Genomic DNA, 25,626 nt, shown 5'->3' with positions numbered 1-25,626 from the left:
AAATAAGGTTGATCTGAGAATGACAGATTTATTTTTAGAAGGAAATAAATTAATTGCTGATTATTTTATTTTTAATCTTAGCGTTTCATTTTCTTTTCTTAACCCTTCTATTTCCTTTTCCAGTTTATCGATGTATTTTTTTTGAGTTTCTATGAAGAAATCTGGAATATTAGAATAATTAATATTACTTCCTGCATGATCTTGAAAAGTTGAATTATCATATTGAAAAGAAATCTTTGCATTTTCAACTTTAATTTCGTCTATAGGAACTTCTAATGTTTTTGCCAACTTTTCCCATTCATCATCAAAAATTCTTACTTCTCCACGTTCTTTGCGTGAATAGTTTGAAGTATCTGTACCTAATATCTTTGCCATGTTTTCTTGAGATATACCTTTTTCTTTTCTAAGACTTTTTAATTTTTCTTGAACCATCATTATTATTTGTTTTGTACAAATATGCAAAATGTGTACATATTTTGCAAAAAAAATGCAAAAAAATTGCAAATTTTAATTCCCCACTATTGGATTTTTATTTTTAGTTTTGACTCAATCAACGTTGATAGCCTACGACAGTATTTGTATGTGCACGATGCAAATATAGGCTTAAAATTCCCACGTCAGGGATTGTATGACAAAATTAAATTTTAATCTACAAAAATTAACAAAATGAAAAAATTAGTCGGTATGAAGAAAAATTTTTCTTCATTGGAAAACAAAAAATTAAACGATCTTAAATCTATTCAAGGAGGTTTAATGGAAAGCGGTACTACAGCAATTAATTATGTAAATACAAATCAAGGAAATTGTCCTGATAAGGAAACATGGAAAGATCATAAACTTGCAAACACTTTAATAGTTGGTTGTTAAGAAGAAATTACAAGGGAGTATTTCTCCCTTGTTTATATTCTATAATATTATCTTATAGTACATGATGAAATCAGCAATACTTAAACAAAAGAAAACATTATACGTTGTATATGTAGTTCTATCAATTCTTTTTAATCTTACTTCTTGTAGAACGAAAGAATTAAATTATATCACTTATTATAATAAGGTAAATGAAATTGATAGTATCTACAGATTTAAAAAGGATACAATTAAAGTTATTAAAGAGTATAAAAAACTTTTTAACAAATATCCTCCAAGAAATCAAGAACGGATAGACGAATTTAAAACATATATTGTGCTTTCAGATAAATATCAGAAAAATTTTGGAGGCAAAAAAACTCTTTACAAATTAATTCCTTTAGTTGCTCCATATGGTGAAGAATATAAAGATTTATTTGATCTTTATAAAAAGTATGGAATTGATAGTTTACAAATAAAAAATGAAATTGTAAAATGGAAAAAAAATTTAGGTAATTATACGCCAGTTTACACAAACCTAATAAGAAAATAATTAGTATCTTTAATCTCATGAAAGGATTTATTTTTATTAAAGATTTTAGTAGTGATACATTTCAAATTAATGTTTCACAGATAAAATATATTCATAGACCTCAATATGGATTACTACAAACTGAAATTGATTTAAATGAGATTTTTACAAGAATATATTTAGATAAAGATACTATTATACTTACAAGATTAAGTGTTGACGAAGTTGAAAAATTAGTTTCTGAAAGTCAGAATTGATGAACCTTCTAATATTTCATTGATTTTTTCTAAAATCTTTTTGTTTTCAAAAAGGCTTTTTCCATTTAGTATTTTTGCTATTTTTAGAGCTGATTCATGAATATCTGAAAGAGGCTCTTGTTTAGGTTTGTTTTCCATAATATTTAAAGTTTTGATTATTTTTTAGTCAGAATTGAGAAATCTCATTTGTCACATATATAAAGACAAAGAGAACTAAATTAGTTCTCTTTGTCTTTTTTCTTAGGTTTAAAAATCAAAGTTTGTTTCATGAATTGGTCAAACTTTGATAGTTTCTGTATAAACTCTGTTTTGATTAGTGGTATTTTATCTTTGTAGATTACTTTATTTATATCCAGTATTAAGTAACCGAATTTGTCTTTAATATCATCCACGTAGAAATACTCTTCACCATCTATAATAGTGTGTCTCACTTGTTCTTGTTTAAGCTCTTCACTTATTGACATAATTCTTTATACTTAGTTCGGACATTTGAATTTGACAACAAATATCTGAATTTTTCTTGGTCTGTGACCTTTCTCAGGTTAAATCTATACACAAATTCATCAACATACTTTTGAAGATGCTTTCTTGAAACATGATTATACATCCCTGAAACACTCTTTTTGAGAATGTTCCAACTGCCTTCGATGTTGTTTGTGTGTATGTTATTATCCTGCAAACTTACATACTCTTTTTTGGAATGGTCTATGATTTTATGGTCATAGTATTTATCTAAACCTGTATATCCTAACCATTCATCGGAAATCAAGGTTGTGGTTTCTGGATTTACATATCTGCAAACTAATGGCTGAATACTGTTTTTCTTTGTATCAGGTACAACAAAAGCATTCATTTTCCCATCTCTTTGAAGCATCCCCATTACTGGTGTTTTATCCTTAAAACTACGTCCCTGAGAGTTTTTGACCTTCTTATCTTTGTGCCTATTCTTATTTTTACCACCAATAAAAGTTTCATCACATTCAACAACTCCCTCTAACTCATTGCAATTCTCAATACCAAAACAAGCTCTGATTCTTTGAAGCATAAACCAAGCTGTTGACTGTCTTACTCCAATATCTTTCCCTAACTGTATAGAGCTGATACCTTTCTTATGAGAAGTAACAAGCCAAATAGCCATGAACCATTTACGAAGACTTATTTTTGAGTTCTCGAACATAGTTCCTGTTTTGACATTGAAGTATTTGCCAGTATTCTTACATCTATACTGGTTATTTTTACATTTATAAACTTTTGAAGTTTCATCAAAGGGACTTACGGGCGCATTACTCCATTTCATAACTTCCAAATAGTCTATACAAGCCTGTTCGGTAGAAAATATTTGAGTAAGTTCAAAAACTGATTTTATGTTTACGTTGAACATGATTAATATTTATTGGTGGTAAGTTTTTACTCTTTATGATATTCTAGTTTCCTGCTCCGTTCATTATAACTTGCATTTTAGAAGACTCCATAAAGGTACTTCCAGCCTGTCTATACACCATTCGTTTACCACAAACATCAAGTGCATAAGAGCCTCTTCCCTTATCTATGATTTTGATGTTTTCAACGGGGCAACCTTGCTCAACTGATACGATTTTGATTAGTTTACTTTCTGTTGCCCCGTGTGTTGCTTTTGCTGTTGCTTCACAGCTTAATAAAATTACTGATAATGAACTGATTAATAATAAATTTTTCATAAGATAGATTTTTAAAACCTACCCAAACCCAAAGTAGAAAATTTGTAATTATAAAATAAGAAAGTGTGGGTCTGTAAACTCTTGCTTATTAATCTGTGGCTCTGGATTGCCAATACAATATAAACAAGACAACCCACACCATATAGGTGCAAGTGTCCACTGTTTATTCTGTATTGTATTAGAGAAATTTTCCAGATTTCAGATTAACAGAATAAAAGCTAACGCTTCCTTTTATCGATAAAATTTGCTACAAAGGTACAAAAACTATGCCTTTTATTGTTTATCTTAGAGGCAAAACTTTTAAATTATGGCAAAATTCATTATAAGAGTAGAACTACATAATGCTAATTATCAAGATTACGAAACTCTTCATGATTCTATGTATAAGGAAGGTTTCTCAAAAACTATACAAGATGAGTTAACTAAAGAATGGTTTAATTTACCAACAGCTGAATATTACTACGAAAATGCATTAATTGATGATTACAATATAATTATTGATAAAGTAAAAATTGCAGCAAATAAAACAAATAAAATATTTGGGATAGTTGTTACTAAAGCAATTGTTGTTAGATGGGAAGGATTGGATAAAGTAAAAAATTAATTTTTACCATTACCTCTTTTTTTCTTATTCCAATCTTTTTGCCAGGTTGTATAAACGTCTTTTTTAGGTTCCTCAACAGAAACCGTAATTGAGTCTATTTCTTCTCTTTCATGAAGGTCAGTTGGAATAATGAAGAATCCTCTACTTTTTAATTCTTCAAGCAACTCTTTGTTTGTCAATTTTGGATTTTCCATTTTGTTAAATTTTAAGATTATTAATAAAAAATAAGACTGACTCGGATTGAGTCAGTCTTTGTATTGTTTGTTTCGTTAAAGATTTACACCTTCGGTGTAAACTGGCGTATAATTACCAAATAATACACTGAAATAAAAGACGATCGGCGTCAAAAACTGAATAAAACGCACAAAAAATAATGAGTGAAATGCTATCGTAGAATCAGTGACTAAAAACAAGACTTCATCCAACCAAAAAGTCGACCACAAAAAGAGAAATATTCCAAACCAAAGATTGGCTTTTTTATTGACTTTTAATGGATTGGCAAGCTTTAGTAAAGACAACAAAACCAATGAACCATAAATAAGTACAACGATAAAATTGTTTAACTCTGATGCGTTCATTGGTTTTGATATTTTATTTAAATATATTCTATCTAATTTTTTTCTTGACAAAAATCTGATATCCTAAATAAATCAAAGGAAGGGACATTACTCCCAAATAATACATGTTATGAAATGCCAATTGAGGATGCATTACAATCGAATAAACCAATCCGAAAAAAGCACCTCCTAAATGTGCAGAATGTCCCAGGTTATCCCATTGTTTTGGATTCAGCATCATATAAACTGAATATCCGAAATATAGCGTTCCAAAGATCCATCCAGGTAAAAAGTTTACGCTAATCTCATTCGGAGCCATCGCAATTGAAGCGAAAATAATTCCGGAAACAGCGCCGGAAGCACCAATCGCAGAATACCAAGGTTGATTTTTATAGATCATTAAACTGAATAAATTTCCAATTATTAACGATCCAAAATATATTATCAGAAAACCTATATTCCCAAAAAACATCATTACTGCACCCTGAAAAAGATATAAAGACAGCATATTGAAGAACAAATGCATAAAATCTGCATGAAGAAATGCGGAAGTAATCAATCTGAAATATTCCTTTCTATTATTTATTGCAGATACACTAAATTTATATTTTTCAAATATACTTGCGTTATTCAGTCCCATATAACTAACGACACAAGTAACAGCTATTATAATTAAAACAATTGGACTCATAATTTTTTCAACATTTAATTTTCTGTATTCTCATCACTTTGAAACAAATCGCCTATTGTTCCGTCTTCATCAAATCCGGTCATTGGTTCGGGATCTTCATAAACTTCCGCTTCTTCTTCTTCCGGTTCAGGAATTGTGATGTTTATTGATTTTACTTTGAATTTAGTAAACTGGTTTCCAATTGCTTTTATACCTTTCACTGTTATAAATTCATCAATATTTACAGTTTCAGGATCGCGATCTTTACCTTTATCTTTGGCGAAAATAATTTCGGCAGTCGAACCATTCGCAACGATTACATTTTCGATAAATGATTTCGAGTTTTCCGATGGCATAAACGTCTGAACATTCGGTGTATTTTCGAATAAGAACCTCTTAATGAAGTAAATATCTTTTTCTCCGTCAAAATAAATACAGGTTACAGGCTGATTCGGTCGCCATTTTTCAAGAACCAGATATTCATCATCAAAACGGTTTCCAAGATCAAAAGAAACCAGCTTTGCTTCACCGTTTGTATTGATGGTCAGTATTTTATCATCACCTTTAAAGTTGCCTAATAAAGTTCCTCTTGCATCTGCATTCAGTCTTCTTACCGTATCATCGAACCAGATTTTTCTCGGAGCTAAAGTAGAAACTCCTTCTTCTTTCAGGTCTACTTTTTTTATCGAATATTTTGTTACTAAATTTCCTTTAGAATCACGCCCTTTAATCGCTAATTCTGAGAAATCGATATCCATTTTATTCTTTCTGATTCTCGGGTTTGGTTTTAAAAGTACACTCACCGTTTCCGCTTCACCATTTGGATTAGCCGAAAAATAAAGAGTTTCAGAGAATTTTTTGTCTGAAGCTAAAGGATAGTCTGTATTTCTTGTCACACCCGTCACAGAGAAACGTTTCATATAATAAGGTCCGTCTCTTCCTTCACGGTAGATCATGTTGTAAACCGTTCTCTTATCATTCTTTTTGAAAATTGCAACATGAAGAATATCTTTTCCGATGAAAGTTTTAGCTTCTACTTTCACTACTTTCATACTTCCGTCTTTCCTGAAAGTAATAATATCGTCGATATCTGAACAATCAAACAGATATTGATCTTTTTTCAGGGAAGTTCCAATAAAACCTTCTTCGAAATTAGCGTAAAATTTCTCATTCGCCACCGCAACTTTTGTTGCATCGATGGTATCAAAAATTCTAAGTTCAGTTTTTCTCTGTCTGTCTTTTCCGTATTTTTTCTGAATATTCAAATAATAATCAATTGCATACTGAATAAGATTTTCCAGATGATGTTTTACCTGCTCGATTTTCCCTTCAAGAGCAGCAATATTTTCTTTAAATTTATCTAAATCGAATCTCGAAATTCTCTTAATTCTGATTTCCGTTAATTTTAAAATATCCTCTTCCGTAACAGCTCTCAAAAGATGCGCTGTGTGAGGTTTTAAGCCTGCATCAATGGTTTTGATAACTTCTTCCCAAGTTTCAACTTCTTCAATATCGTGGTAAATTCTGTTTTCAATAAAAATTCTTTCCAAAGAAGAAAAATGCCAGCTTTCCTGCAATTCATGAAGTTCTATTTCAAGCTCTTTTTTGAGCAAAGAAACGGTGTGATCTGTATTTCTTCTTAAAATCTCAGAAACATTCAGAAACATTGGTTTATCACCAACAATTACGCAGGCATTTGGAGAAATTGTAACCTGACAATCCGTAAATGCATATAAAGCATCAATCGTTTTATCCGGTGAAGAATCATTAGGAAGATGAATCAGAATTTCAACCTTATCAGAAGTATTATCTTCAATTTTTTTGATTTTGATCTTTCCTTTTTCATTTGCTTTCAAGACAGAATCAATAAGATCGCTCGTTGTTTTCGAAAAAGGAAGCTCAGTGATCATCAAAGTATGCTTATCAACCTGATTGATTCTTGCTCTGGCTCTTACTTTTCCACCTCTGTGACCGTCATTATATTCAGAAACATCAAGGAAACCTGCTGTAAGAAAATCAGGAAATAATTCAAACTTTTTACCTTTTAAATGAGCAACCGAAGCATTAATCAATTCATTAAAATTATGCGGAAGAATTTTTGTAGATAAACCAACCCCGATTCCTTCAACTCCCTGCGCCAAAAGCAATGGAAATTTTACAGGTAAATCGATAGGTTCGTTATTTCTGCCGTCATAAGATTTTGCCCATTCTGTAGTTTTTGGATTAAAAACAACTTCGAGCGCAAAAGGAGTTAATCTTGCTTCAATATATCTCGCTGCCGCTGCAGAATCACCTGTATAGATGTTCCCCCAGTTTCCCTGAGTATCGATCAGAAGTTCTCTCTGCCCGATTCCTACCATCGCATCGGTAATAGAAGCATCACCGTGAGGATGATATTTCATGGTATTTCCTACGATATTGGCAACTTTGTTGTAACGTCCGTCTTCCAGCTCACGCATGGAATGCATGATTCGTCTTTGAACAGGCTTAAAGCCATCAAAAACCGACGGAATCGCCCTGTCTAAAATTACATAAGAAGCATAATCCAGAAACCAGTCTTTGTAAAGTCCTGAAACTTTTTTTAAGCTCTCACCATCATTATGCGAGTATTCTTCTGTCATCATTTATTTTTAGCTCTTTTTCTCATTATTAGCTTTCACTACTTTATTTAAGGAGAATTTTAAATCATTAATCTCTTTATTCGAAAGATATGAAATTTCATATTTCAACATTGTTGAACCGCTGTTTTTACTTGAAATTGTAATGTAAAGTCTTTTAACAAAAAAGATATTTACCACTTCAAATTTCAGCAGCTTGTACTTTGGAAATTCATCACTTAATGGCTTATGCAAAAAAGGGATGATATTCCTGTTTCTGAAATGAAGTGCTTCTCCGTCACTGTCATATTCAAAAATCTGTCTTCCGTTAAGATAAGAAAATACTACTAAAAAGACCGGAACAATGATTAATAGTGAACTTTCCCATCCTAAAATGTTAAATCTGTATTCTTCCAACAGATAAGCTCCCACACCAGCGATCAAAAACATGACCAGCAAAGTGTTTACGAAGCTGTAAACCGAAGCTTTATTACGGTTACTAAGTCTCATATTATTAGTTTGTGTTTGTGGTTTGTCTGAATTTCTCTAAAATTATAACTTTAATTAATTTTCATCTATGATTTCACTCAATACTTCTTTTTTATTAATATCCGGATCTTCAACTACCAGATTTTCAAGAATAAACACTTGTCTGTCCGGTGTATTTTTCCCCATGTAAAATTCCAATAATTGTTCTATCGTTTGATCTTTACCCAATACTACAGGTTCCAGACGAATATCTTTCCCGATAAAATGCTTGAATTCATCCGGTGAGATCTCTCCCAATCCTTTGAATCGAGTGATTTCAGGATTCTTTCCAAGCTCATTTAAAGCTTTGATTCTTTCAAGTTCTGAATAACAATATCTCGTTTCCTTTTTATTTCTTACTCTAAACAAAGGCGTCTGAAGAATATAAAGGTGACCGTTTTTGATTAAATCAGGGAAAAACTGCAAGAAGAACGTAATCATCAACAGACGAATGTGCATTCCGTCGACATCGGCATCAGTTGCGATAATAACCTGATTGTATCTAAGATCTTCTAAACTTTCCTCAATATTTAAAGCTGCCTGAAGTAAATTAAATTCTTCGTTTTCGTATACTACTTTTTTCGTTAAACCATAGCAATTCAGCGGTTTACCTTTCAAAGAAAATACAGCCTGAGTTTCTACATCTCTTGACTTTGTGATCGATCCGGATGCAGAATCTCCCTCAGTAATAAAGATCTGAGTTTCGCCCTTTCTTTCGTTTTTCTGATCGTTGTAATGCTGTCTGCAGTCACGAAGTTTTTTATTGTGAAGAGACACTTTTTTTGCTCTTTCTCTTGCCAGTTTCTGAATTCCGGAAAGTTCTTTTCTTTCCCTTTCAGAAATTAATATTTTTCTTTGGATCGCTTCTGCAACCTCAAGATTTTTATGTAAGAAATTATCTAATTTGCTTTTTAAGAAATCAATGATAAAAATTCTTACCGTCGGTCCGTTTGGTCCCATATCATTTGAGCCTAATTTTGTCTTGGTCTGAGACTCGAAAACAGGTTCTTCTACGTTAATGGAAATTGCTGCAACGATAGATTTTCTGACATCTGAAGCATCAAAATTTTTATTGAAAAACTCACGGATCGTTTTTACATATGCTTCACGAAAGGCATTCAAATGTGTTCCTCCCTGTGTTGTATTCTGTCCGTTTACGAATGAAAAATACGTTTCGGTCTGTGATTTATCAGTATGTGTAATTGCCACTTCTATATCGTTATCTTTCAGATGAATGATAGGATATAAAGTTTCATTTTCCAGCTCTTCATCCAATAAATCTTTAAGCCCGTTTTCAGAAAAGAAAGTTTCTCCGTTAAAAAGAATTTTCAAGCCCGGATTCAGATAAGAATAATTACGAAGCATTCTTTCGATATATTCTTTCCTGTATTTAAAATGAAGGAAAATCTCTCCATCCGGAATAAAAGAAATTTCGGTACCATTTCTGTCTGAAGTTTCTTTTTCGGCAAAATCTTCAGTGATTAATCCGCGTGAAAATTCTGCAATTTTCATTCTTCCGTCACGGAAGGACCGTACACGGAAATAATCTGAAAGGGCATTCACGGCTTTTGTACCGACCCCGTTCAGACCTACGGATTTTTTGAAGGCTTTACTGTCATATTTACCTCCGGTATTCATTTTTGAAACGGCATCCACTACTTTTCCAAGCGGAATTCCACGACCGAAGTCACGGATCGTAACTTTACCGTCGTCTAATTTTATTTCAATTCTTTTACCGGATTTCATCCTGAACTCATCGATCGAGTTGTCCAGGATTTCTTTTAGTAAAATATAAATACCGTCATCGGCGGAAGAACCGTCTCCCAGCTTCCCGATATACATTCCGGGACGTAAACGGATGTGTTCCTGCCAATCGAGGGTTCTGATATTATCTTCGGAATAGATTGGATTTATTTCTTGTGACATATGTAATTTCAGCAAACATACAAAAGTACGAATTTGAAAAAAATTATCCGAATCTTTTGATTCATTTTTTCTTAATATTTATTCTTAACTGTTGGATAGTTATTAATGAAACTCTATATTTACATTATTCAATGCTAAGTGAAAAAAATCAGAATTTATCTGTTTTTTGATATTAATTGAACAAAATTTAATTAATACAGCAATATTTTAATGTAAAACAATAAAAAAATCGATATGACTACAGCTCATTAAACATAATAAAAAACTGAAACCAAAACCCAAACTCACACCATGAAAACTAAATTACATGCCTGCATCATTGATGATCAAGATGATGGCAAATCTATTTCCCAACTTCTGAAAAACGAATTTCCTGAATTTGAGATCGATTTCCAGACAAGCAGTATTCAGTTTGCATCTGATTACTTAAGCAAAAACTCTCCCGACATCTTGTTTGTTGATATTCAACTTGTTGATGAAACTACGGTTGAGATTTTATCAAAATTTAGGGAAAGTCCCTCTCCTATTATTTTCATTACAGACTCCGAAAAATCTGCCATTCAGGCTATCAAAAAAGGAATTACAGATTATTTATTGAAACCCGTAAGAAATCTTGACTTTGTTCTTACCGTCAATAAAGCAATTGAAAATTTTAAGAAAAATAAAGTTTCCATTCTTAATAATTCTATTCAGAATAAAATAAACCTTCCGACTCTTCAGGGATTTAAAAGAGTAAATATTGATGAAATTATCCGTTGTGAAGCAGATTCCAATTACACTTTTATTTATTTACTGGATAAAACCAAAGTAATAGTTTCCAAAACGCTGTATGATTTTGAAAAAAACCTTTCAGAATATAATTTTTTTAGAATTCATCATAAACATTTGATCAATCTTGAACATTTAAAGGAATATATTAAAGGAAAAGGCGGACAAGTCGTAATGGCAGACAATTCCGTTCTGGATGTTTCCATACGCAAGAAGAATGAGTTTTTACATAAAATAGCTTAATAATTCACACATATTTGAAAAATATTAACACCTACTCATTTCTCCATTACAGTTAATCACTCTTCATAGGCTGATGTTTAATGCTTTGATACTTTTGGAAAACAATCAAACAATAAATATTATCATTATGAAAAAAAGTCTATTTAACGCGAAAAATTTAATCGCTGTAGCGATGATCTTCTCAACCGGAGCTGTAAATGCACAATGGTTAACTACAGGAAATGCAGGAACAACTACAGCAAGTTACGCCGGAACTACTGGTGCAACAGCATTTTATTTGAGAACAAACGGAGCAACGGCGATTCCGGGACAGGCAATTCTTAATGAGTTCGGAAGTTTTATCGTGGATGGAGACAATAACACCAACATTGTAAAAACTAAAGGAAGCATTGCTGTAGGCGCAAGTAATAATCTTGGTGCTGGTGCAGGAAGCTCACTTGTAAGCGGTTGGGGAAATAATCTTGCAGCAGCGGGAGGTGCAAACCTTATTGCAGGACAAGATAACGTTGTACTGAACAATGCAGGAAAATCTGTAGCTCTAGGTTGGAAAAACATCATTAGAAATGCTAATCAGTTTGCTATTGGTGTTGGAATTGACCTTACAAATTTTTATTCCGGAGGTTTCGGGGTTGATCTTGCAGCAACCGGCGATCGTTCTTTCGTGATCGGATCGGGAACAGGAGGAACAAAATTAACAAACAGTATTCCTCGTTCTATCATGTTTGGGATGTCTCCCACTTCTACGATGCTGATTGTAGATCAGTCTGTAGGAGTAAGAACAACTACACCAACTGCTAATTTTCATACGGTAGGAACAGTGCGTCATCAAGGGCTTCCAAGCGGATCAGGAAGAGCTTTGGTAGTTGACAATGACGGAAATGTAATGGTTGCAACAAGTACAATTACAAGACAGGCAAATAGCGAAATCGACTATCAAGGTCAGATTGATGAGCTTAAAAACGAAATCAAGGAGCTTAAAGAATTATTAAAGCAAAATAAAATGAGCGTCGATTTAAGCTCGGCTTCAAATGAACCAAAATTATATCAAAATGCACCAAATCCTGGAAGAGGAGAAACTACCATTAAATATTATCTTCCAAAAGATTCTAAAGATGCATCAATCTTAATTTATAATATTTCCGGACAATTGGTAAAAACAATTGCTTTGAGAGAAAAAGGAAACGGAAGTATCAATATTTCAGGAATTCAGGGAGGTTCGTATGTTTACAATCTAAATGTTGACGGTAAAAATATTGACACAAAAAAAATGCTGATCCAAGACTAACTTTAAGTTTTAGATAATTTAATTTCTATCTCAATTTTTTTAAAGCTGCCTTTGGGTGGCTTTTTAACGTTTATTAACAAATCGTTCACACTTACTAAAAATTCTGACACATTTACTTAATCACCTTAGTGTGAGATTGTTTTAACTGATACTTTTATTCTACAAAAAATTAAAACGGTGAAAACCAAAATCAAATGAGTATTAATTCCTAAAGTTTTTGTTGGTTTTTGATCTATAAAATCAATATAACATTATGGTAAGAATGTATTTTTTAACCCTGTATTTCTTATTAGGAACTTTTTTATTAAGTGCACAAAATCAAGCTCCGTGCAGCGATTTTAACGATTCTTCAAATCCTGCAGGAAACTGGCATACCGCTCCTTATCCCAACGGAATGGTAGGCGTCAATTTCGGAAGCCCGAATTCTTTGGATGGCTCTCAATATCTTATTTTAAATGATCTTTCAGGAAGTTCTTGGTATATTAATGATAAAGATTATATGTATTTGGGCGAAAGATTTCAGGGACAATGTCTGTATTTTGATTTCTATCTTGAAAAAGACGGTGGATATGGCGCTCCAATTCATCCAAGAATTACTCTTTCTAATGCTACTCAAAGTATTACATTCGTTGCAAATATTACAGTGACTCCCGGAAGCGGCTGGGTTCGTATAAAAGCACCGATTGCTGCCTGTACAGGCTCCACTTTACCGAGCAATTCGGATGGTACATGGACAATGGATCCAAGTATGACCTGTGCAGATTTTAATGCCGTAATGTTTGGTTCTACCACACTTTCTCTTTCTCCGGACTATACTTCAAGTCCAAGTGAAGTGGTAATGTATGATAATATCTGCGTAAAACCATGTGAAGGTTGCAACGAATGCAATTCTAACTTCAAAATCCAGATGACAACGAGTACTTCAGGAGGTTATACTGTTGGGCAGATCTTTTTAGAAAGTACCAATTCGCCAAGTTTATATAAAGTAAACTGGGGTGATGGAACTGTAGGCGATGTGATGACTTCTCATACTTATTTGAATGCAGGATCTTACAAAGTTTGTGTAACTCAATATGAGGGTGACAAACCAAAATGTACAACCTGTGTAGAAATCTGTATTCCAAAACCATTTCAAGCGGGTAAAACTGTAAACAGTACAGATTTAACTTCTCCTCTTAAAGATATTGCTGATGTTGCAAAAGGTGAAATAGGAGTTTCAAGTGAGATAAAAGATTACACTTTGGTTCCAAATCCGGCAAAAAACTATGTTGATGTACAGACAAATCTTACAAAAAGAGGAAATGTTGCCATCAAAATCATGGATGCATCAGGAAAAATATTGATTAATACTTCTGAAAATGTAGAAAATGGACGTCAAAGTATTAAGATCAATACCGAAAAATTAATACAGGGAACGTACATTGTAGAGATAAAATCTGAAAACAAAACTTCTTCACAGAAGCTTTTGATTTCAAAATAAGTGGTTGATAATGAATTCCAAAAGAAAGGCTGTCTTCTTGTAAGGCAGCTTTTTTTTGATTAAATCTATTTCAAACTAAATCTTAAAGTCTTTTTATCATTAATTGAAATTAAACATCATTTAAAACTGAATTATTTAAAGTTTATTACAAAAAAATCGAGATTCCATATTTTTCAATATATTTATGAAAACTAATAACTCACATTGCACAGATATAGTTAATGATAAAAAAATTATTTTTCTTTGTATTGAACCTCTTTTTTTCACTTTACAATTCGCAAATCCCTGGATTACTGAATTATAATGAAAATGACGGACTGAATAGTTCGTATACTTACCATTTAAGACAGGACAATAAAGGATTTATATGGATCGGAAGTGATAACGGTCTTTTTAAGTTTGACGGAAAAGAATTTAAACAGTACGGAAAAAAAGACGGACTTAAAAACATCGAGGTTATCTCCTGTGAACCGCTTCCAAACGGTGAAGTTTTCATCATTCCGTTTATGAATGATTTTGCTTATCTGAAGGATGGGAAAATTGCAAATTCCGACATTAATAAATATCTGAAAAACCAGCTTGGAACTTCAATTCCCGAAGTTCAGCGTGATGGAAATAAACTATATCTTTTCAGTACAAATAATGTAAAAAACGTATTTGTTTACGAAAATGGAAAAATAAAAAAAATTCCGGTGTCTATCGATTATGGAAAAGATTATTTTGGTTTTATAAAATTTGATCCAAAAACTAAAATTCTTTATCAAAAAAGTTTTTATACTAAAAATATACTGGCTTATCATATCATCACTCATAAAAAAACCTATATCCCGTGCGAAGTCGGAGGAAATGTCTGTCAGAAGGATGATTTTATTGTTTTATACGATAAAAAACAATGTCTAAATATTTATCAACTTTCAACGCCTTATACAATTAAAAAAATCAGAACTTATAAGTTTAAGGAAAATTATTTTTACACTTTTATAGATAAAAACTACAAATTGTGGGTGAATTTAGAAAATGGCGGAACTTTATTCTTTAATCAATCTTTGAAGGAAAAAAATCAGAGTTCAAAATCTCCGGTAAAACTTCTTGCAGACCAAGTCATTCATAATATTCTGGTGGATAAGGATGATAATGTTTGGTTTAATTCAAGAAATAACGGTCTGTTTTTTATCGCCAAAACTTTTTTTGAAAATTATATCAATCTCCCATTAAATAACAATTCCGAATATATTAAAGCTATTGAAAAAGACGGCGAAAATATTATTTTGGGATATAATAAATCTTCCGGAGCGATCTACAGAAACGGAAAATTCAAAAATATAGTCTTAGATTCCAAAAGTAAAGCAGATAATAAAGCTGTATTTGCCAAAGACAACACTTTAATATTCGGACTTTCAACCAACTACACTGTTTATGATCTTATCAGCAAAAAACAGAAAAAATTAATTTACAGTACAAAAAATTTAGTTCCTTATTCGAACGATTCTGTTCTGCTTTGTACCGGAATCGGACTTTTTACCTACAACCTAAAAAGTGGGCAGAACAACATGATTTACAATGACCGAACTTACACCGCTCTTCCCTATTCCAAAGACAGCCTATTTGCCGGAAATTTTAGTGATCTTTATAAAATCAATACAAAAAATAAAGAAAAAAAGCTGTTTCTTGAGAACTATTATTTTACTGATATAAAAAAATTAAAAGATAACCTTTATATCGGCTCTACAAATCTAAATGGAATTATTTTGTTTAATTCTTATAAAGTAGTCAGAAAGCTTACTGAAAAGAATGGTTTAATTAATAATCAGATTAAAAAGCTTACAGTTGAAAATCAAAATGTTTTTTGGGCAAGTACAAACTCCGGAATTTCGAGAATTGAGGCAAGTGGAAATAATTTTAAGATTAATAATTTCACACAGACAGACGGTCTTCCATCGAATATGGTTTCAGGCTGCGTCATAAAAAACGATTCTATTTTTATAGGAACATCCAAAGGTTTGGGAATATTTTCTATTAAAAAATTACTGACTCAGGAAAAATTCATCAATAAAAAAGTCATTATTAATTCTGTAAAAATAGGAAATAAAGAATATTTTAATCTGAATGAAAAACTAAACGGAATTTCTCCCGATGACGTAGTTTTTAATCTGAGCTTTCTTGATTACACTTCACAGGGAAAAATCAGCTACCGTTACAAAGTAGAAGGATTGAATAACGAATGGCAGATCAATAATTCTTCAAAAATTATTCTCAGTTCATTACCGCCGGGAAAATATGTTTTAAAAATTTTCGGATTGGGTTACAACGGAAAACAGTCGTACCAATCTACCGATCTGGCTTTTGAAATCCAGCCGCAGTTTTGGCAGACTTGGTGGTTCAAGTTATTACTGGCTTTAATTTCTATAGGTTTATTTATTATTATCATTAACTATTATTTTCACAAAAAAAGAAATAAAAAGCTCGAAACTTTATTTTACGAAAAGAAAATTGCAGAGCTTGAACTTCAGGCAATAAAAGCACAGATCAATCCTCATTTTATATATAACTGTCTTAATTCCATCCACTTTTTGCTGTATAAAAAGGATTATGAAGAAACCGAAAATTATCTGAATATTTTCTCGGAAATGATCCGGAAAACGCTTCATTATTCTGAGAAAACTTTCATGCCGATCTCTGAAGAAATAGAATACCTTTCTTTATATCTGAATATGGAAAAACTTCGTCTAAAAGATCAATTTGATTATAAAATCACGGTTTCTGAAAATGTAAATACAACATGGAGCATTCCATCATTACTGATACAGCCATTTGTAGAAAACTCTATAAAACATGGAATTCCGGGACTGAAAGACAGAAAAGGGCTCATTGAAATTTCGTTTGAATATTCCACTCCGCATCTTTGTATAACAATTACGGATAATGGAATCGGAATCGACAGTAATAAGGTTTCTTTATCGAAGGCAAATTCTTTTGGAGTCAAATTATCTCAAAAAAGAATTGAAACATTCAAACAGCTTTTCGAGGCTGATATTATATTAGAAATCAACAATCTTTTTGAAAAAGAAGGGAAGCAAGGAACACAAATTAAACTATACATTACACCCTATGAAAACAAAAACACAAGTATGCATCATTGATGATGAACAGGACGGCAGAGATTATATTTCACTTTTAATAAAAAATGAATTTCCTGACTTAGAAATCGTTTTTCAGGCAGCAAGCGTGGAAGAAGCTTATATTGATCTCACAAAAAATTCACCTGATATTATTTTTCTAGACATTCAATTAAATGACGGAACTGCATTTGATCTTTTATCAAAATTTAAAGAAATTTCGGCACAGATTATTTTTATTACGGCTTATGAAAACTTTGCCATTCAGGCTATAAAAAATGGGGCAACCGATTATCTTTTAAAACCTATTAAAAAGATAGATTTTGTGATTGCCGTTAATAAGGCTTTAGAAAATATCAGAAAAAATAAAGCTGCTGCAGTTAATAGTCTTACCTCAAATTCAAAAATTAGTCTGCCAACTTTTCAGGGGTTTAAAATGATAAGTATTTCTGATATTATTCGTTGTGAAGCTGATTCCAGCTATACTACTTTTTATCTTGTGAATAAAGGACAAATTATTGTTTCGAAAACTTTGGCGGATTTTGAAGACGTTTTATCGGAACATCAGTTTTTCAGAATTCATCATAAACATTTGATCAATCTGACTCATCTTCAGGAATATATCAAAGGAAAAGGCGGACAGGTAATTATGAGTGACGGTTCAGCGCTCGATGTCTCAACTCGTAAAAAAAATGATTTCCTACAAAAAATAGAAAATATAGAATAATTTTTCTCTTTACAGTTAACTTCAAAACCGCCGCATTTATTGATTCAAAAATTACACTTATTAGTTTAGGATGTTTTCTATTATATTACTTTTCTACTTTCGTCATGTTAATCAATAAATAAAATTATCATGAAAAAGTTCATTAAAAAAGAAATGACAAAACAGGAAATGAAAAGTGTGTTTGGGGGAGTACAAATAATTACGCCAAGCAGTCCTGGTTACACTCCTCCACCAGCTCCTGTAATTATTAATCCACAACCAATTGGTGGTATAGCTTATATCTATACGTTACCTCCAAATGGATTACCAAATAATGGGATGATTGTTCCGAAATAATTGGAAATTTAAAGTTTCGAAAAAATAAGAAAATATTTTCAACACATTGAAGATTAGATTATTTCATTAAAAAAGGATGGCTCGATGAGCTATCCTTTTGCTTTATTTTGGAAAATTAATTTTTATTTATCTAAAATTATTTTCACAGTTAACTCAAAAATTACTGCATTTACTGTGTAGAAAATTACACTTATTAATTTGAGATATTTTCTATATAGTTGTTTTTCTAATTTCGTCATGTTAATCATTTAATAATTAATCATGAAAAAAAGTATTTTAATTTTAGTAATCGCAATTACTATTTCTGCACTATTTTCCTCGTGCTCTAATGAAGACGTAATTCAAAATAATGAAACATTAAATGTAAAAGTATCGGCAAATAAAAATACAATTGCGGGTATAGATAAAGTCACTGTATCAGAATATGGCTTTTTAAAATTTGAATCACCAGAATCTTATGAAGAAGCAGTTAAGCAATTATCCGAAATGTCAAAAGAAGAGTTAGATAACTGGGAAAAAAGCATAGGCTTTGTTTCTTCTTATTCTTTTTATGGAATTTCAGATTTTGAAGAAAATATTCCTTATACCGAGGATATAAATGCAAATCCTGAGCTATCTATTGAAGGATTTAAAAACTCAAGCTATGTTGATCCTCTTTTATTAAGAATTATCGATCGATATGGAATTGTACAAATAGGAGATTTTATATTTAATTCCAAAATTGACGATGGATATGTTCTAGAAATAGGAAGTACAGATTTTGCAGCTAATTATAATGATTTTAAAAATGGAACATTCAAAGCTGACAAGATGAATATGCTTACAAATGAATGGGATAAAAATATTAGTGAGAATATTGACATTTTTGAATATTTAAAAACAGGTATTAAAGGACTTACTCTTATGAGTAATAAGAATATGTTTCATAATAAAGAAGTTCCCGATCGCTCTCCAACTATTGTAATTGATGGTTCTGGTACAACTTACAGAGCAGATGCAAAGGTTTCTTACCAAAAAGCCGTTTTTTACTTTAGCCTTATAGCAAAACTAAAATATCAAAGAAAAGGTTCTGGTAATTTAAGTCCATGGGTTGCAGTCTCAACTCATATGTGTTTTTTAACCAACTATAATCTAAATATGGTTACAACCTGTAAATATAAAGCAAAAAAAGACAGTGAAAAATTTCCTTCACCACCTCACCAAAACTATCAAGGTATGATTGATGATAATAAACTTGATTGGAGAGCCTATCATGGTGGAAGAAAATTAGAGAAATATGAAATGAAAGCATGGTTTGCCTATACTGATCTTAATACAGTTTCTACAGTTACTGTATATGCTTCTCTTGCTGACGGTTATTAATAAAAAAAGAAAGCTATTTAAATAAATGGCTTTCTTTTTTTTAATTTCCTTAAATTCGGTACAATAAAAAACCAACCTTTAATGATACAACTTCCTTTATCGAAGCTTTCCAACGTGGGAACTACCATTTTCAGCCAGATGACGCAGCTTGCCAATGAAAATGAAGCTATTAATTTATCTCAGGGATTTCCGGATTTTATGCCAGATTCTGAACTATTGGATCATGTAGATCATTTCATTAAAAAAGGCTTTAATCAATATGCTCCGATGGGAGGAATGATTGGTTTAAAGGAAGAAATCGCAAAAAAAATTGAAAATTCTCATCAGGCAATTTATCATCCTGATTCAGAGATTACGGTAACTGCAGGTGGAACTCAGGCTATTTTTACAGCTATTGCCACTTTTGTGAAAAAAGATGATGAGGTGATTATTTTTGAGCCGGCTTATGATTGTTACGAACCAACAGTTGAGCTTTTCGGAGGAATTGTAAAACGTTTTGAAATGAAAGCTCCGGATTATGAAATCGACTGGAATGTTATAAAAACTTTAGTTTCAGATAAAACAAAAATGATAATTCTGAACAATCCCAATAATCCTTCAGGAAAGATTTTAAAAGAAAATGACATTCAGGAATTAATTAAAATCGTTGAAGGAACATCCATTTTAATTTTAAGTGATGAAGTTTATGAAAATATTGTTTTTGATGGAAATCAACATTTAAGCATCTCCAAATATCCTGAACTGAAAAACAGAAGTCTTTTAGTAGCTTCCTTCGGGAAATTATTTCATGTTACCGGTTGGAAAATAGGATATTGTGCCGCTCCGAAATATTTGACAGATGAGTTCAGAAAAATACATCAGTTCAATGTTTTTTCCGTCAACACACCGATTCAGCTGGCTTTGGCAGAATACATGAAAAATCCGAATCATTATAATCATTTAAACCAATTCTTTCAGGAAAAAAGAGACTTTTTACGACAAGGTTTAGCCAATACGTCCTTCGAATTATTGGATTGTGAAGGAACCTACTTTCAGGCTTTGAAATATGACAAAATTTCAGATAAAAGTGATTTTGATTTTGCCAGTGAATTGACAATCAAACACAAAGTAGCAAGCGTTCCTTTTTCATCCTTCTATAAAAATAAACTGAATGAAAATGTAATTCGTTTATGTTTTGCAAAAAAACAGGAAACTTTAGAAAGAGCTCTTGAAAATTTATCTAAATTGTAATTCTAATCTTCGCTAATTTTAAATAAAAAAGAACAGTTTCATTAGAGACTGTTCTTTTTTATTTTCAGATTAATTTTATAAAAACATTCCGCCTGAAGCCTCAATTCTCTGTCCTGTAATCCAACGTGAATCTTCAGTACATAAAAATGCAACTACTCCACCAATATCATCCGGCAAACCGGCTCTTCCTAAAGCTGTGATACTTGCCACCATATCGTTCATTTCTTTTATATCTCTCACTCTTCCGCCTCCGAAATCCGTTTCTATGGCACCCGGAGCAACAACATTGGCTCTTATCTTTCTTGCTCCCAATTCTTTCGCCATGTATTTCGTTAACATTTCAACTCCCGCTTTAATAGAACCATATACAGAAGATCCTGGTAAAGCAAACCTTGCCAATCCTGAAGAAATATTTACAATCCCTCCATTATCATTAATGAACGGTAAAAACTTCTGAGTTAGAAAAAACACACCTTTAAAATGAATATCTACAACATCATCCAACTGTTCTTCCGTAACTTCTGTAATTGGAGAATATAAAGCCGTTCCTGCATTATTCACAAGGTAATCTATATTTCTGCTTCCTGTATTTTCTTCAAGATGATCTCCAACTTCTTTTATAAAGGCATCAAAACTTTTAACATCTTTTGTATCCAATTGATAAGCAATCGATTTTTGACCTAAAGCCTGAATTTCTGCAACTACTTTATCCGCTTCTTCTTTATTGCTTCTGTAAGTGATGATAACATCCAAACCTTTTTGAGCGATTTTTATAGCAGAATTTCTTCCCAATCCGCGGCTTCCGCCAGTAACTAATGCAATTTTTGTTCTTGCTTCCATTTTAATTATTTTTTTGATGAGACAAAGTTCAGACATTTTTGAGATGAATTGTTTGCTTCAATCAAACTGAAATTTGCAAAATTCAAATCACGAACGAAATTCTAAAGGAGCCAATGTTGTTTTCTTTTTAAAAAAGTTCGAAAAATGGGCAATTTCTTCAAATCCCAGAGCATAGGCAATCTCAGAAACATTCCATTTTGTTTGTTTTAATAATATTTTTGCTTCTTGAATAATTCTTTCAGCAATAATTTCTGTGGTTGTTTTTCCTGTGTTTTCTTTTAATTTTTTATTTAAATAATTCACATGAACCGCTAGTCTGTCGGCATAATCTTTCGCTGTTTTCAGTTGCAGTCTTTGATCTGAAGATTCAATAGGAAACTGTCTCTCTAACAATTCAATAAATAATGAAACCACTCTTAATGAAGCATCATTAGACGTTGATAATTTTGAAGCTGGCTGTAATTTCTGTCCATAATGAATTAACTCTAAAACATAGTTTCTAATTAAATCATATTTAAAAATATAGTCAGAATTTATCTCTTTTTTAATCTTCCCATAAAGTTGCTCAATTTCATCTGCTAATTCATCATCAATCTCAAACAAAGGAATATTTCCCGGCTGAAAAATTGGTAAATCTTCAAGTGTATTGTGGGATTTATCTTTGATAAAAAAATCTTCGGTAAAAACACAGAAACTTCCCGATTGGTTCGGATCTTCCGGAACCCAATGATACGGAACTTTCGGAGTGGCAAATAACAAAGCATTATTTTTAATCTGAATAATTTTATCAGCATATTCCGCTCTGTTTCTTCCTCTTATCAGGCTAATTTTATAATATTTCCTCCTATTATAAGGCATTTCAGAAGTTGTTCTTATTTTTTCAATAGTTTGAGCAATATCAAAAACATTAAAATGACCAATATCTTTATGAAGACCTTTCGGAAAAATAGTTTCGATGTCCGTTCCCAATTTTGCCGTCATTTCTCTGTAGAAATCATCCAGCGAAGTATATGAAGTATGTGCAATCTTTTCCATAATAAAGATTTGTAAAATTCAAATGTACGGAATAATATTATTTTACTTTAAAAATTCTATATTTCATATTAAAACAAATATAATATAAAATTTTTCTAACAAATGTGATTTATGTATAATAATTTTTCTTAACTTAGTTTTTACTAACTCACTAAAAATCAATTATTATGAAAAATCAAATCCTGAACAACGGAAAAAAATTAAACAAAAGAGAACTTCGTGTAATTACTGGAGGAAAAGAGCAATGCATCGATCCAATGACAGGGCAATGCAGAAAAATTGGAATTGGCTGTGCCGAGAAAATCTGTCAGCTTCTTCCGATTGACTAATTCATAAAGTCATTTCGACGAACAAAATTTTAGGCAAAAAACGCTCCCAAAATTCATTGGAAGCGTTTTTTATTTATAACTAACTTTAATATTTCTTATACGTTGAATCTAAAGTGCATGATGTCACCATCTTTCACGATATATTCTTTACCTTCTACAGAAAGTTTTCCGGCTTCTTTTATTTTAACTTCAGAACCATACGTCATATAATCATCAAATTTGATAACTTCTGCACGGATAAAACCTTTTTCGAAATCTGTATGAATTACTCCTGCAGCTTGAGGAGCTGTCCAACCCTGACCAATCGTCCAAGCTCTTACTTCTTTTACTCCAGCAGTGAAATAGGTCTGAAGCTTTAATAAATCATAAGCTTTTCTGATCAAACGATTTACTCCGGGCTCAGTAAGACCTAGTTCTTCAAGGAAAATTTCTCTTTCTTCGAAAGTCTCTAATTCGTTGATATCAGCCTCGATCTGAGCAGCTAAAACAACAACTTCAGCACCTTCATTCTTAGCCATTTCTTCAATTTTAGCAATCCAGTCATTTCCATTCTTGATTGAATTCTCATCAACATTACAAACGTAAAGAACAGGTTTATTTGTCAATAACTGAACCTCTCCGATTACAGACTTTGCAAAATCATCCATTGCGAATTCTCTTGCATTTTTACCGTCTTCTAAAAACTTCTGAAGATTTTGAAGTGTTTCGTATGTTAAAATATCTTCCTTCTTTCCGGATTTGATGAATTTTTTTGCTTTTTCAACTGCTTTTCCAACAGTTTCCATATCTTTTAACTGAAGTTCAATATCGATGATTTCTTTATCTCTCATTGGATCAACCGAACCTTCAACGTGAATGATATTTCCATTGTCAAAACATCTCAAAACATGAATAATCGCTTCGCACTCACGTATGTTTGCAAGAAACTGATTTCCCAATCCTTCTCCTTTGCTAGCTCCTTTTACAAGACCTGCAATATCAACGATTTCCACAACCGCCGGCAAAACTCTCTCTGGTTTTACTAATTTTTCCAATTCAAACAATCTATGATCTGGTACAGAAACTGTTCCCAAATTTGGTTCAATTGTACAGAAAGGATAGTTTGCTGACTGTGCTTTTGCGTTGCTCAGACAGTTAAAAAGAGTTGATTTACCTACATTTGGTAAGCCTACGATTCCACATTTCATATTGTAAAATTCTAGTTTAATGTTTAGTGTTCTAAGTTTTCATGAATTCAATCTCAATTTTTGAATTTAAAACCTTGAACTTTCAGCGTGCAAAGATAGTGAATTTAAAGGGAGATTCATAATAAAAAAAATCTGTCAATAATTTGACAGATTTTCAATAATTTTAAATTTACTTGTTAAGCTTTTAAGGATTCGCGCCTGTAGCATCCTGCGCTAACGGAACATCATTTGGTGCTTCCTGTAACGTTTTATCTAAAGTAAACAGAGACTCATCTGTAGCTCTGTCACCACCTGCAATTTTTAATTTGTCAATTAGATTGGACGCCAATGTTTCTTCTTCAATTTGTTCCTGGACAAACCATTGCATGAAGTTCCAAGTTGCCCAATCTTTTTCTTCTAATGCTAAATCTACAATTCTGTAAATTGCTGTCGTGTTGTCTACTTCATGCTTGAAAACTCCATCAAAACAGTCTGTCAGAGATTCTGGGTCAGCAGGAGGAGCTGGAATTGCATCTACTTTTGGTTTTCCTCCTCTATTAAGAACATATTCCATGAATTTGATAGAATGATTTCTCTCTTCCTGAGCATGTCTGTAAAGAAAATTGGCAATACCTTGATAGCCTTTATCATCTGCCCAAATTCCGTAAGATAAGAAAACGTGTGATGCATGAATTTCTTTATTCATTTGATCACTAAGTGCTTTTTCCACCGTCGCGGAAAGTCTGTTAGTATTCATAATTTTATATTTTTAGTGATTATGAATGTATTTATGCAAAAATGATTCCGAGAAGTTTTTAGTTCAATTAAATTGATCGAAAGAGATTTATAATTTATTGAAATACTTTATTTTAGATTAGTAATTTATAGTTATTCTAAACTTTTAAAACTTTTATTTTTTAATATCACTTTAAAATATATACTGTGGAATGTTCTTGCTATCAGAACTAATTTATCTATTATATCTATTATCTTTCTTAAAGTTTTTCCTAATTTATAAACTAAATTAAGTGTTGGTATCATTGAATGAGAACCTTCTTGAAATTTATTTCTTAACTTATGTATAAAAAAGTCTCAGACATGTATTTGCACGATATTTTTTATCCCTAATCTCTTTTAAAGTAAGGGTAGAATTGAGATTACTTCGCTTCGCTCAATAGGCAAAAAGAGTATAAAAGATCAACAAAATTGCTTATTGCAAAGATAATTTGCTTAGGTATAAACCAAAAAGAATGAACATACAAAACCTCATTCATTTATTTGAATGAGGTTTATACATAAAAAAAGTCTCATAGAAACTAATCTATGAGACTTTAAATAAAAACTGGCGGCGACCTACTCTCCCGCTATTCGCAGTACCATCGGCGCTGGTGGGCTTAACTTCTGTGTTCGGAATGGGAACAGGTGAGCCCCACCGCTAAAACCACCCTAAAGGTTGTATATAAGGTTCAGGTTGCAGATTATAGGTCTTAGGTAA

27 protein-coding genes and 1 rRNA gene are annotated in these 25,626 nt (G+C 31.9%); 12 read left to right on the top strand and 16 right to left on the bottom strand.

What is annotated here, in order from left to right; all coding sequences use genetic code 11:
• Nucleotides 1–60: 60 nt before the first annotated feature.
• The gene (locus tag ABD940_RS20335) at nt 61–435 is read right to left on the bottom strand and encodes a helix-turn-helix domain-containing protein (RefSeq protein ID WP_345207947.1); all 375 of its coding nucleotides are present in this window, start codon (nt 433–435) and stop codon (nt 61–63) included.
• Between the two features lie 231 nt (nt 436–666).
• On the opposite strand from ABD940_RS20335, the gene ABD940_RS20330 reads away from it, so the two are divergent.
• Nucleotides 667–867, top strand: coding sequence for a TIGR04139 family peptide modification target (locus ABD940_RS20330; RefSeq protein WP_345207945.1), 201 nt, complete (start codon nt 667–669; stop codon nt 865–867).
• 61 nt (nt 868–928) lie between these two features.
• Nucleotides 929–1,399 (top strand): hypothetical protein, encoded by a 471-nt coding sequence (locus ABD940_RS20325; protein WP_345207943.1) that lies wholly within the window; start codon nt 929–931, stop codon nt 1,397–1,399.
• A gap of 212 nt (nt 1,400–1,611) precedes the next feature.
• On the opposite strand, the gene ABD940_RS20320 is transcribed toward ABD940_RS20325, so the two are convergent.
• From ABD940_RS20320 to ABD940_RS20305, 4 genes are all read right to left on the bottom strand, one after another.
• Nucleotides 1,612–1,773 carry a hypothetical protein gene (locus ABD940_RS20320; RefSeq protein WP_345207941.1) on the bottom strand — a complete coding sequence of 54 codons (162 nt, stop codon included), beginning with the start codon at nt 1,771–1,773 and terminating at the stop codon, nt 1,612–1,614.
• An 80-nt stretch (nt 1,774–1,853) separates the two neighbouring features.
• Entirely contained in the window at nt 1,854–2,099 is a 246-nt protein-coding gene (locus tag ABD940_RS20315; RefSeq protein WP_345207939.1) for a hypothetical protein, read from the bottom strand.
• Nucleotides 2,090–3,016 carry an IS1595 family transposase gene (locus ABD940_RS20310; protein WP_345207937.1) on the bottom strand — a complete coding sequence of 309 codons (927 nt, stop codon included), beginning with the start codon at nt 3,014–3,016 and terminating at the stop codon, nt 2,090–2,092. Before ABD940_RS20310 ends, ABD940_RS20315 begins: the two co-directional genes overlap by 10 nt.
• Nucleotides 3,017–3,059: 43 nt before the next feature.
• Nucleotides 3,060–3,332, bottom strand: a complete 273-nt coding sequence (locus ABD940_RS20305; protein WP_345207935.1) for a hypothetical protein — start codon at nt 3,330–3,332, stop codon at nt 3,060–3,062.
• Nucleotides 3,333–3,639: 307 nt separating this feature from the next.
• Between ABD940_RS20305 and ABD940_RS20300 the strand changes: the two genes are divergently transcribed.
• Nucleotides 3,640–3,936: a hypothetical protein gene (locus ABD940_RS20300; protein WP_345207934.1), complete on the top strand. Its 297-nt coding sequence runs from the start codon at nt 3,640–3,642 to the stop codon at nt 3,934–3,936.
• Here the strand turns inward: ABD940_RS20300 and ABD940_RS20295 are convergent.
• From ABD940_RS20295 to ABD940_RS20270, 6 genes are all read right to left on the bottom strand, one after another.
• Nucleotides 3,933–4,130 carry a hypothetical protein gene (locus ABD940_RS20295; RefSeq protein WP_345207933.1) on the bottom strand — a complete coding sequence of 66 codons (198 nt, stop codon included), beginning with the start codon at nt 4,128–4,130 and terminating at the stop codon, nt 3,933–3,935. The genes ABD940_RS20300 and ABD940_RS20295 overlap by 4 nt on opposite strands.
• A gap of 75 nt (nt 4,131–4,205) precedes the next feature.
• Nucleotides 4,206–4,514, bottom strand: a complete 309-nt coding sequence (locus tag ABD940_RS20290) for a hypothetical protein (RefSeq protein WP_345207932.1) — start codon at nt 4,512–4,514, stop codon at nt 4,206–4,208.
• Nucleotides 4,515–4,542: 28 nt separating this feature from the next.
• The gene (locus tag ABD940_RS20285) at nt 4,543–5,184 is read right to left on the bottom strand and encodes a rhomboid family intramembrane serine protease (RefSeq protein ID WP_345207931.1); all 642 of its coding nucleotides are present in this window, start codon (nt 5,182–5,184) and stop codon (nt 4,543–4,545) included.
• Between the two features lie 14 nt (nt 5,185–5,198).
• Nucleotides 5,199–7,787 carry a DNA gyrase/topoisomerase IV subunit A gene (locus tag ABD940_RS20280; protein WP_345207929.1) on the bottom strand — a complete coding sequence of 863 codons (2,589 nt, stop codon included), beginning with the start codon at nt 7,785–7,787 and terminating at the stop codon, nt 5,199–5,201.
• Nucleotides 7,788–7,793: 6 nt separating this feature from the next.
• Nucleotides 7,794–8,270 carry a hypothetical protein gene (locus tag ABD940_RS20275; RefSeq protein ID WP_345207927.1) on the bottom strand — a complete coding sequence of 159 codons (477 nt, stop codon included), beginning with the start codon at nt 8,268–8,270 and terminating at the stop codon, nt 7,794–7,796.
• Nucleotides 8,271–8,324: 54 nt separating this feature from the next.
• Nucleotides 8,325–10,214, bottom strand: a complete 1,890-nt coding sequence (locus tag ABD940_RS20270; protein WP_345207925.1) for a DNA topoisomerase IV subunit B — start codon at nt 10,212–10,214, stop codon at nt 8,325–8,327.
• Between the two features lie 291 nt (nt 10,215–10,505).
• Here ABD940_RS20270 and ABD940_RS20265 point away from each other — a divergent pair, with 291 nt between their 5' ends.
• The 8 genes from ABD940_RS20265 (at nt 10,506) to ABD940_RS20230 (ending at nt 20,761) form a co-directional block, all read left to right on the top strand.
• Complete coding sequence (locus ABD940_RS20265) at nt 10,506–11,225, top strand: LytR/AlgR family response regulator transcription factor (RefSeq protein ID WP_345207923.1); 720 nt, start codon at nt 10,506–10,508, stop codon at nt 11,223–11,225.
• A 127-nt stretch (nt 11,226–11,352) separates the two neighbouring features.
• A complete protein-coding gene (locus ABD940_RS20260) occupies nt 11,353–12,510 on the top strand; it encodes a T9SS type A sorting domain-containing protein (RefSeq protein ID WP_345207921.1) in 1,158 nt (385 codons plus the stop codon).
• Between the two features lie 262 nt (nt 12,511–12,772).
• Nucleotides 12,773–13,990, top strand: a complete 1,218-nt coding sequence (locus ABD940_RS20255) for a T9SS type A sorting domain-containing protein (RefSeq protein ID WP_345207919.1) — start codon at nt 12,773–12,775, stop codon at nt 13,988–13,990.
• A 221-nt stretch (nt 13,991–14,211) separates the two neighbouring features.
• Nucleotides 14,212–17,130 (top strand): sensor histidine kinase, encoded by a 2,919-nt coding sequence (locus tag ABD940_RS20250; RefSeq protein WP_345207917.1) that lies wholly within the window; start codon nt 14,212–14,214, stop codon nt 17,128–17,130.
• Nucleotides 17,099–17,833 (top strand): LytR/AlgR family response regulator transcription factor, encoded by a 735-nt coding sequence (locus ABD940_RS20245; RefSeq protein WP_345207915.1) that lies wholly within the window; start codon nt 17,099–17,101, stop codon nt 17,831–17,833. The genes ABD940_RS20250 and ABD940_RS20245 overlap by 32 nt, the downstream gene beginning before the upstream one ends.
• 129 nt (nt 17,834–17,962) lie before the next feature.
• On the top strand, nt 17,963–18,169 hold the full coding sequence (locus ABD940_RS20240; protein WP_345207913.1) for a hypothetical protein: 207 nt from the start codon (nt 17,963–17,965) through the stop codon (nt 18,167–18,169).
• A 261-nt stretch (nt 18,170–18,430) separates the two neighbouring features.
• Entirely contained in the window at nt 18,431–19,531 is a 1,101-nt protein-coding gene (locus tag ABD940_RS20235; protein ID WP_345207911.1) for a DUF4848 domain-containing protein, read from the top strand.
• An 81-nt stretch (nt 19,532–19,612) separates the two neighbouring features.
• Nucleotides 19,613–20,761: a methionine aminotransferase gene (locus ABD940_RS20230; protein WP_345207909.1), complete on the top strand. Its 1,149-nt coding sequence runs from the start codon at nt 19,613–19,615 to the stop codon at nt 20,759–20,761.
• 75 nt (nt 20,762–20,836) lie between these two features.
• Here ABD940_RS20230 and ABD940_RS20225 read toward each other — a convergent pair whose 3' ends face one another.
• Together ABD940_RS20225 and ABD940_RS20220 are read right to left on the bottom strand one after the other, a co-directional pair.
• Entirely contained in the window at nt 20,837–21,601 is a 765-nt protein-coding gene (locus ABD940_RS20225; protein ID WP_345207907.1) for an SDR family NAD(P)-dependent oxidoreductase, read from the bottom strand.
• An 87-nt stretch (nt 21,602–21,688) separates the two neighbouring features.
• Entirely contained in the window at nt 21,689–22,636 is a 948-nt protein-coding gene (locus ABD940_RS20220; protein ID WP_345207905.1) for a helix-turn-helix domain-containing protein, read from the bottom strand.
• A 167-nt stretch (nt 22,637–22,803) separates the two neighbouring features.
• Between ABD940_RS20220 and ABD940_RS20215 the strand changes: the two genes are divergently transcribed.
• Nucleotides 22,804–22,965 (top strand): hypothetical protein, encoded by a 162-nt coding sequence (locus ABD940_RS20215; RefSeq protein ID WP_345207903.1) that lies wholly within the window; start codon nt 22,804–22,806, stop codon nt 22,963–22,965.
• A 95-nt stretch (nt 22,966–23,060) separates the two neighbouring features.
• Here ABD940_RS20215 and ychF read toward each other — a convergent pair whose 3' ends face one another.
• The 3 genes from ychF to rrf all read right to left on the bottom strand — a co-directional run bounded on the left by ychF (nt 23,061) and on the right by rrf (nt 25,580).
• Nucleotides 23,061–24,152, bottom strand: a complete 1,092-nt coding sequence (gene ychF / locus ABD940_RS20210; RefSeq protein ID WP_345207901.1) for a redox-regulated ATPase YchF — start codon at nt 24,150–24,152, stop codon at nt 23,061–23,063.
• Between the two features lie 184 nt (nt 24,153–24,336).
• The gene (locus ABD940_RS20205) at nt 24,337–24,888 is read right to left on the bottom strand and encodes a ferritin (protein ID WP_345207899.1); all 552 of its coding nucleotides are present in this window, start codon (nt 24,886–24,888) and stop codon (nt 24,337–24,339) included.
• 583 nt (nt 24,889–25,471) lie between these two features.
• Nucleotides 25,472–25,580: ribosomal RNA gene (gene rrf, locus ABD940_RS20200) — 5S ribosomal RNA — on the bottom strand.
• Nucleotides 25,581–25,626 lie beyond the last annotated feature (46 nt).

Source organism: Chryseobacterium ginsengisoli, from assembly GCF_039542325.1.
Taxonomy (GTDB): Bacteria; Bacteroidota; Bacteroidia; order Flavobacteriales; family Weeksellaceae; genus Chryseobacterium; species Chryseobacterium ginsengisoli.
The sequence above is the reverse complement of the archived record's forward strand: the minus strand, read 5'-3'. Positions and strand labels throughout refer to the sequence as shown.

Excerpts from the sequence above, each read along its gene's own strand:
- ABD940_RS20335 (WP_345207947.1), bottom strand. The coding sequence starts at position 435 with ATGATGGTTCAAGAAAAATTAAAAAGTCTTAGAAAAGAAAAAGGTATA.
- ABD940_RS20330 (WP_345207945.1), top strand. The coding sequence starts at position 667 with ATGAAAAAATTAGTCGGTATGAAGAAAAATTTTTCTTCATTGGAAAAC.
- ABD940_RS20325 (WP_345207943.1), top strand. The coding sequence starts at position 929 with ATGATGAAATCAGCAATACTTAAACAAAAGAAAACATTATACGTTGTA.
- ABD940_RS20320 (WP_345207941.1), bottom strand. The coding sequence starts at position 1,773 with ATGGAAAACAAACCTAAACAAGAGCCTCTTTCAGATATTCATGAATCA.
- ABD940_RS20315 (WP_345207939.1), bottom strand. The coding sequence starts at position 2,099 with ATGTCAATAAGTGAAGAGCTTAAACAAGAACAAGTGAGACACACTATT.
- ABD940_RS20310 (WP_345207937.1), bottom strand. The coding sequence starts at position 3,016 with ATGTTCAACGTAAACATAAAATCAGTTTTTGAACTTACTCAAATATTT.
- ABD940_RS20305 (WP_345207935.1), bottom strand. The coding sequence starts at position 3,332 with ATGAAAAATTTATTATTAATCAGTTCATTATCAGTAATTTTATTAAGC.
- ABD940_RS20300 (WP_345207934.1), top strand. The coding sequence starts at position 3,640 with ATGGCAAAATTCATTATAAGAGTAGAACTACATAATGCTAATTATCAA.
- ABD940_RS20295 (WP_345207933.1), bottom strand. The coding sequence starts at position 4,130 with ATGGAAAATCCAAAATTGACAAACAAAGAGTTGCTTGAAGAATTAAAA.
- ABD940_RS20290 (WP_345207932.1), bottom strand. The coding sequence starts at position 4,514 with ATGAACGCATCAGAGTTAAACAATTTTATCGTTGTACTTATTTATGGT.
- ABD940_RS20285 (WP_345207931.1), bottom strand. The coding sequence starts at position 5,184 with ATGAGTCCAATTGTTTTAATTATAATAGCTGTTACTTGTGTCGTTAGT.
- ABD940_RS20280 (WP_345207929.1), bottom strand. The coding sequence starts at position 7,787 with ATGATGACAGAAGAATACTCGCATAATGATGGTGAGAGCTTAAAAAAA.
- ABD940_RS20275 (WP_345207927.1), bottom strand. The coding sequence starts at position 8,270 with ATGAGACTTAGTAACCGTAATAAAGCTTCGGTTTACAGCTTCGTAAAC.
- ABD940_RS20270 (WP_345207925.1), bottom strand. The coding sequence starts at position 10,214 with ATGTCACAAGAAATAAATCCAATCTATTCCGAAGATAATATCAGAACC.
- ABD940_RS20265 (WP_345207923.1), top strand. The coding sequence starts at position 10,506 with ATGAAAACTAAATTACATGCCTGCATCATTGATGATCAAGATGATGGC.
- ABD940_RS20260 (WP_345207921.1), top strand. The coding sequence starts at position 11,353 with ATGAAAAAAAGTCTATTTAACGCGAAAAATTTAATCGCTGTAGCGATG.
- ABD940_RS20255 (WP_345207919.1), top strand. The coding sequence starts at position 12,773 with ATGTATTTTTTAACCCTGTATTTCTTATTAGGAACTTTTTTATTAAGT.
- ABD940_RS20250 (WP_345207917.1), top strand. The coding sequence starts at position 14,212 with ATGATAAAAAAATTATTTTTCTTTGTATTGAACCTCTTTTTTTCACTT.
- ABD940_RS20245 (WP_345207915.1), top strand. The coding sequence starts at position 17,099 with ATGAAAACAAAAACACAAGTATGCATCATTGATGATGAACAGGACGGC.
- ABD940_RS20240 (WP_345207913.1), top strand. The coding sequence starts at position 17,963 with ATGAAAAAGTTCATTAAAAAAGAAATGACAAAACAGGAAATGAAAAGT.
- ABD940_RS20235 (WP_345207911.1), top strand. The coding sequence starts at position 18,431 with ATGAAAAAAAGTATTTTAATTTTAGTAATCGCAATTACTATTTCTGCA.
- ABD940_RS20230 (WP_345207909.1), top strand. The coding sequence starts at position 19,613 with ATGATACAACTTCCTTTATCGAAGCTTTCCAACGTGGGAACTACCATT.
- ABD940_RS20225 (WP_345207907.1), bottom strand. The coding sequence starts at position 21,601 with ATGGAAGCAAGAACAAAAATTGCATTAGTTACTGGCGGAAGCCGCGGA.
- ABD940_RS20220 (WP_345207905.1), bottom strand. The coding sequence starts at position 22,636 with ATGGAAAAGATTGCACATACTTCATATACTTCGCTGGATGATTTCTAC.
- ABD940_RS20215 (WP_345207903.1), top strand. The coding sequence starts at position 22,804 with ATGAAAAATCAAATCCTGAACAACGGAAAAAAATTAAACAAAAGAGAA.
- ychF (WP_345207901.1), bottom strand. The coding sequence starts at position 24,152 with ATGAAATGTGGAATCGTAGGCTTACCAAATGTAGGTAAATCAACTCTT.
- ABD940_RS20205 (WP_345207899.1), bottom strand. The coding sequence starts at position 24,888 with ATGAATACTAACAGACTTTCCGCGACGGTGGAAAAAGCACTTAGTGAT.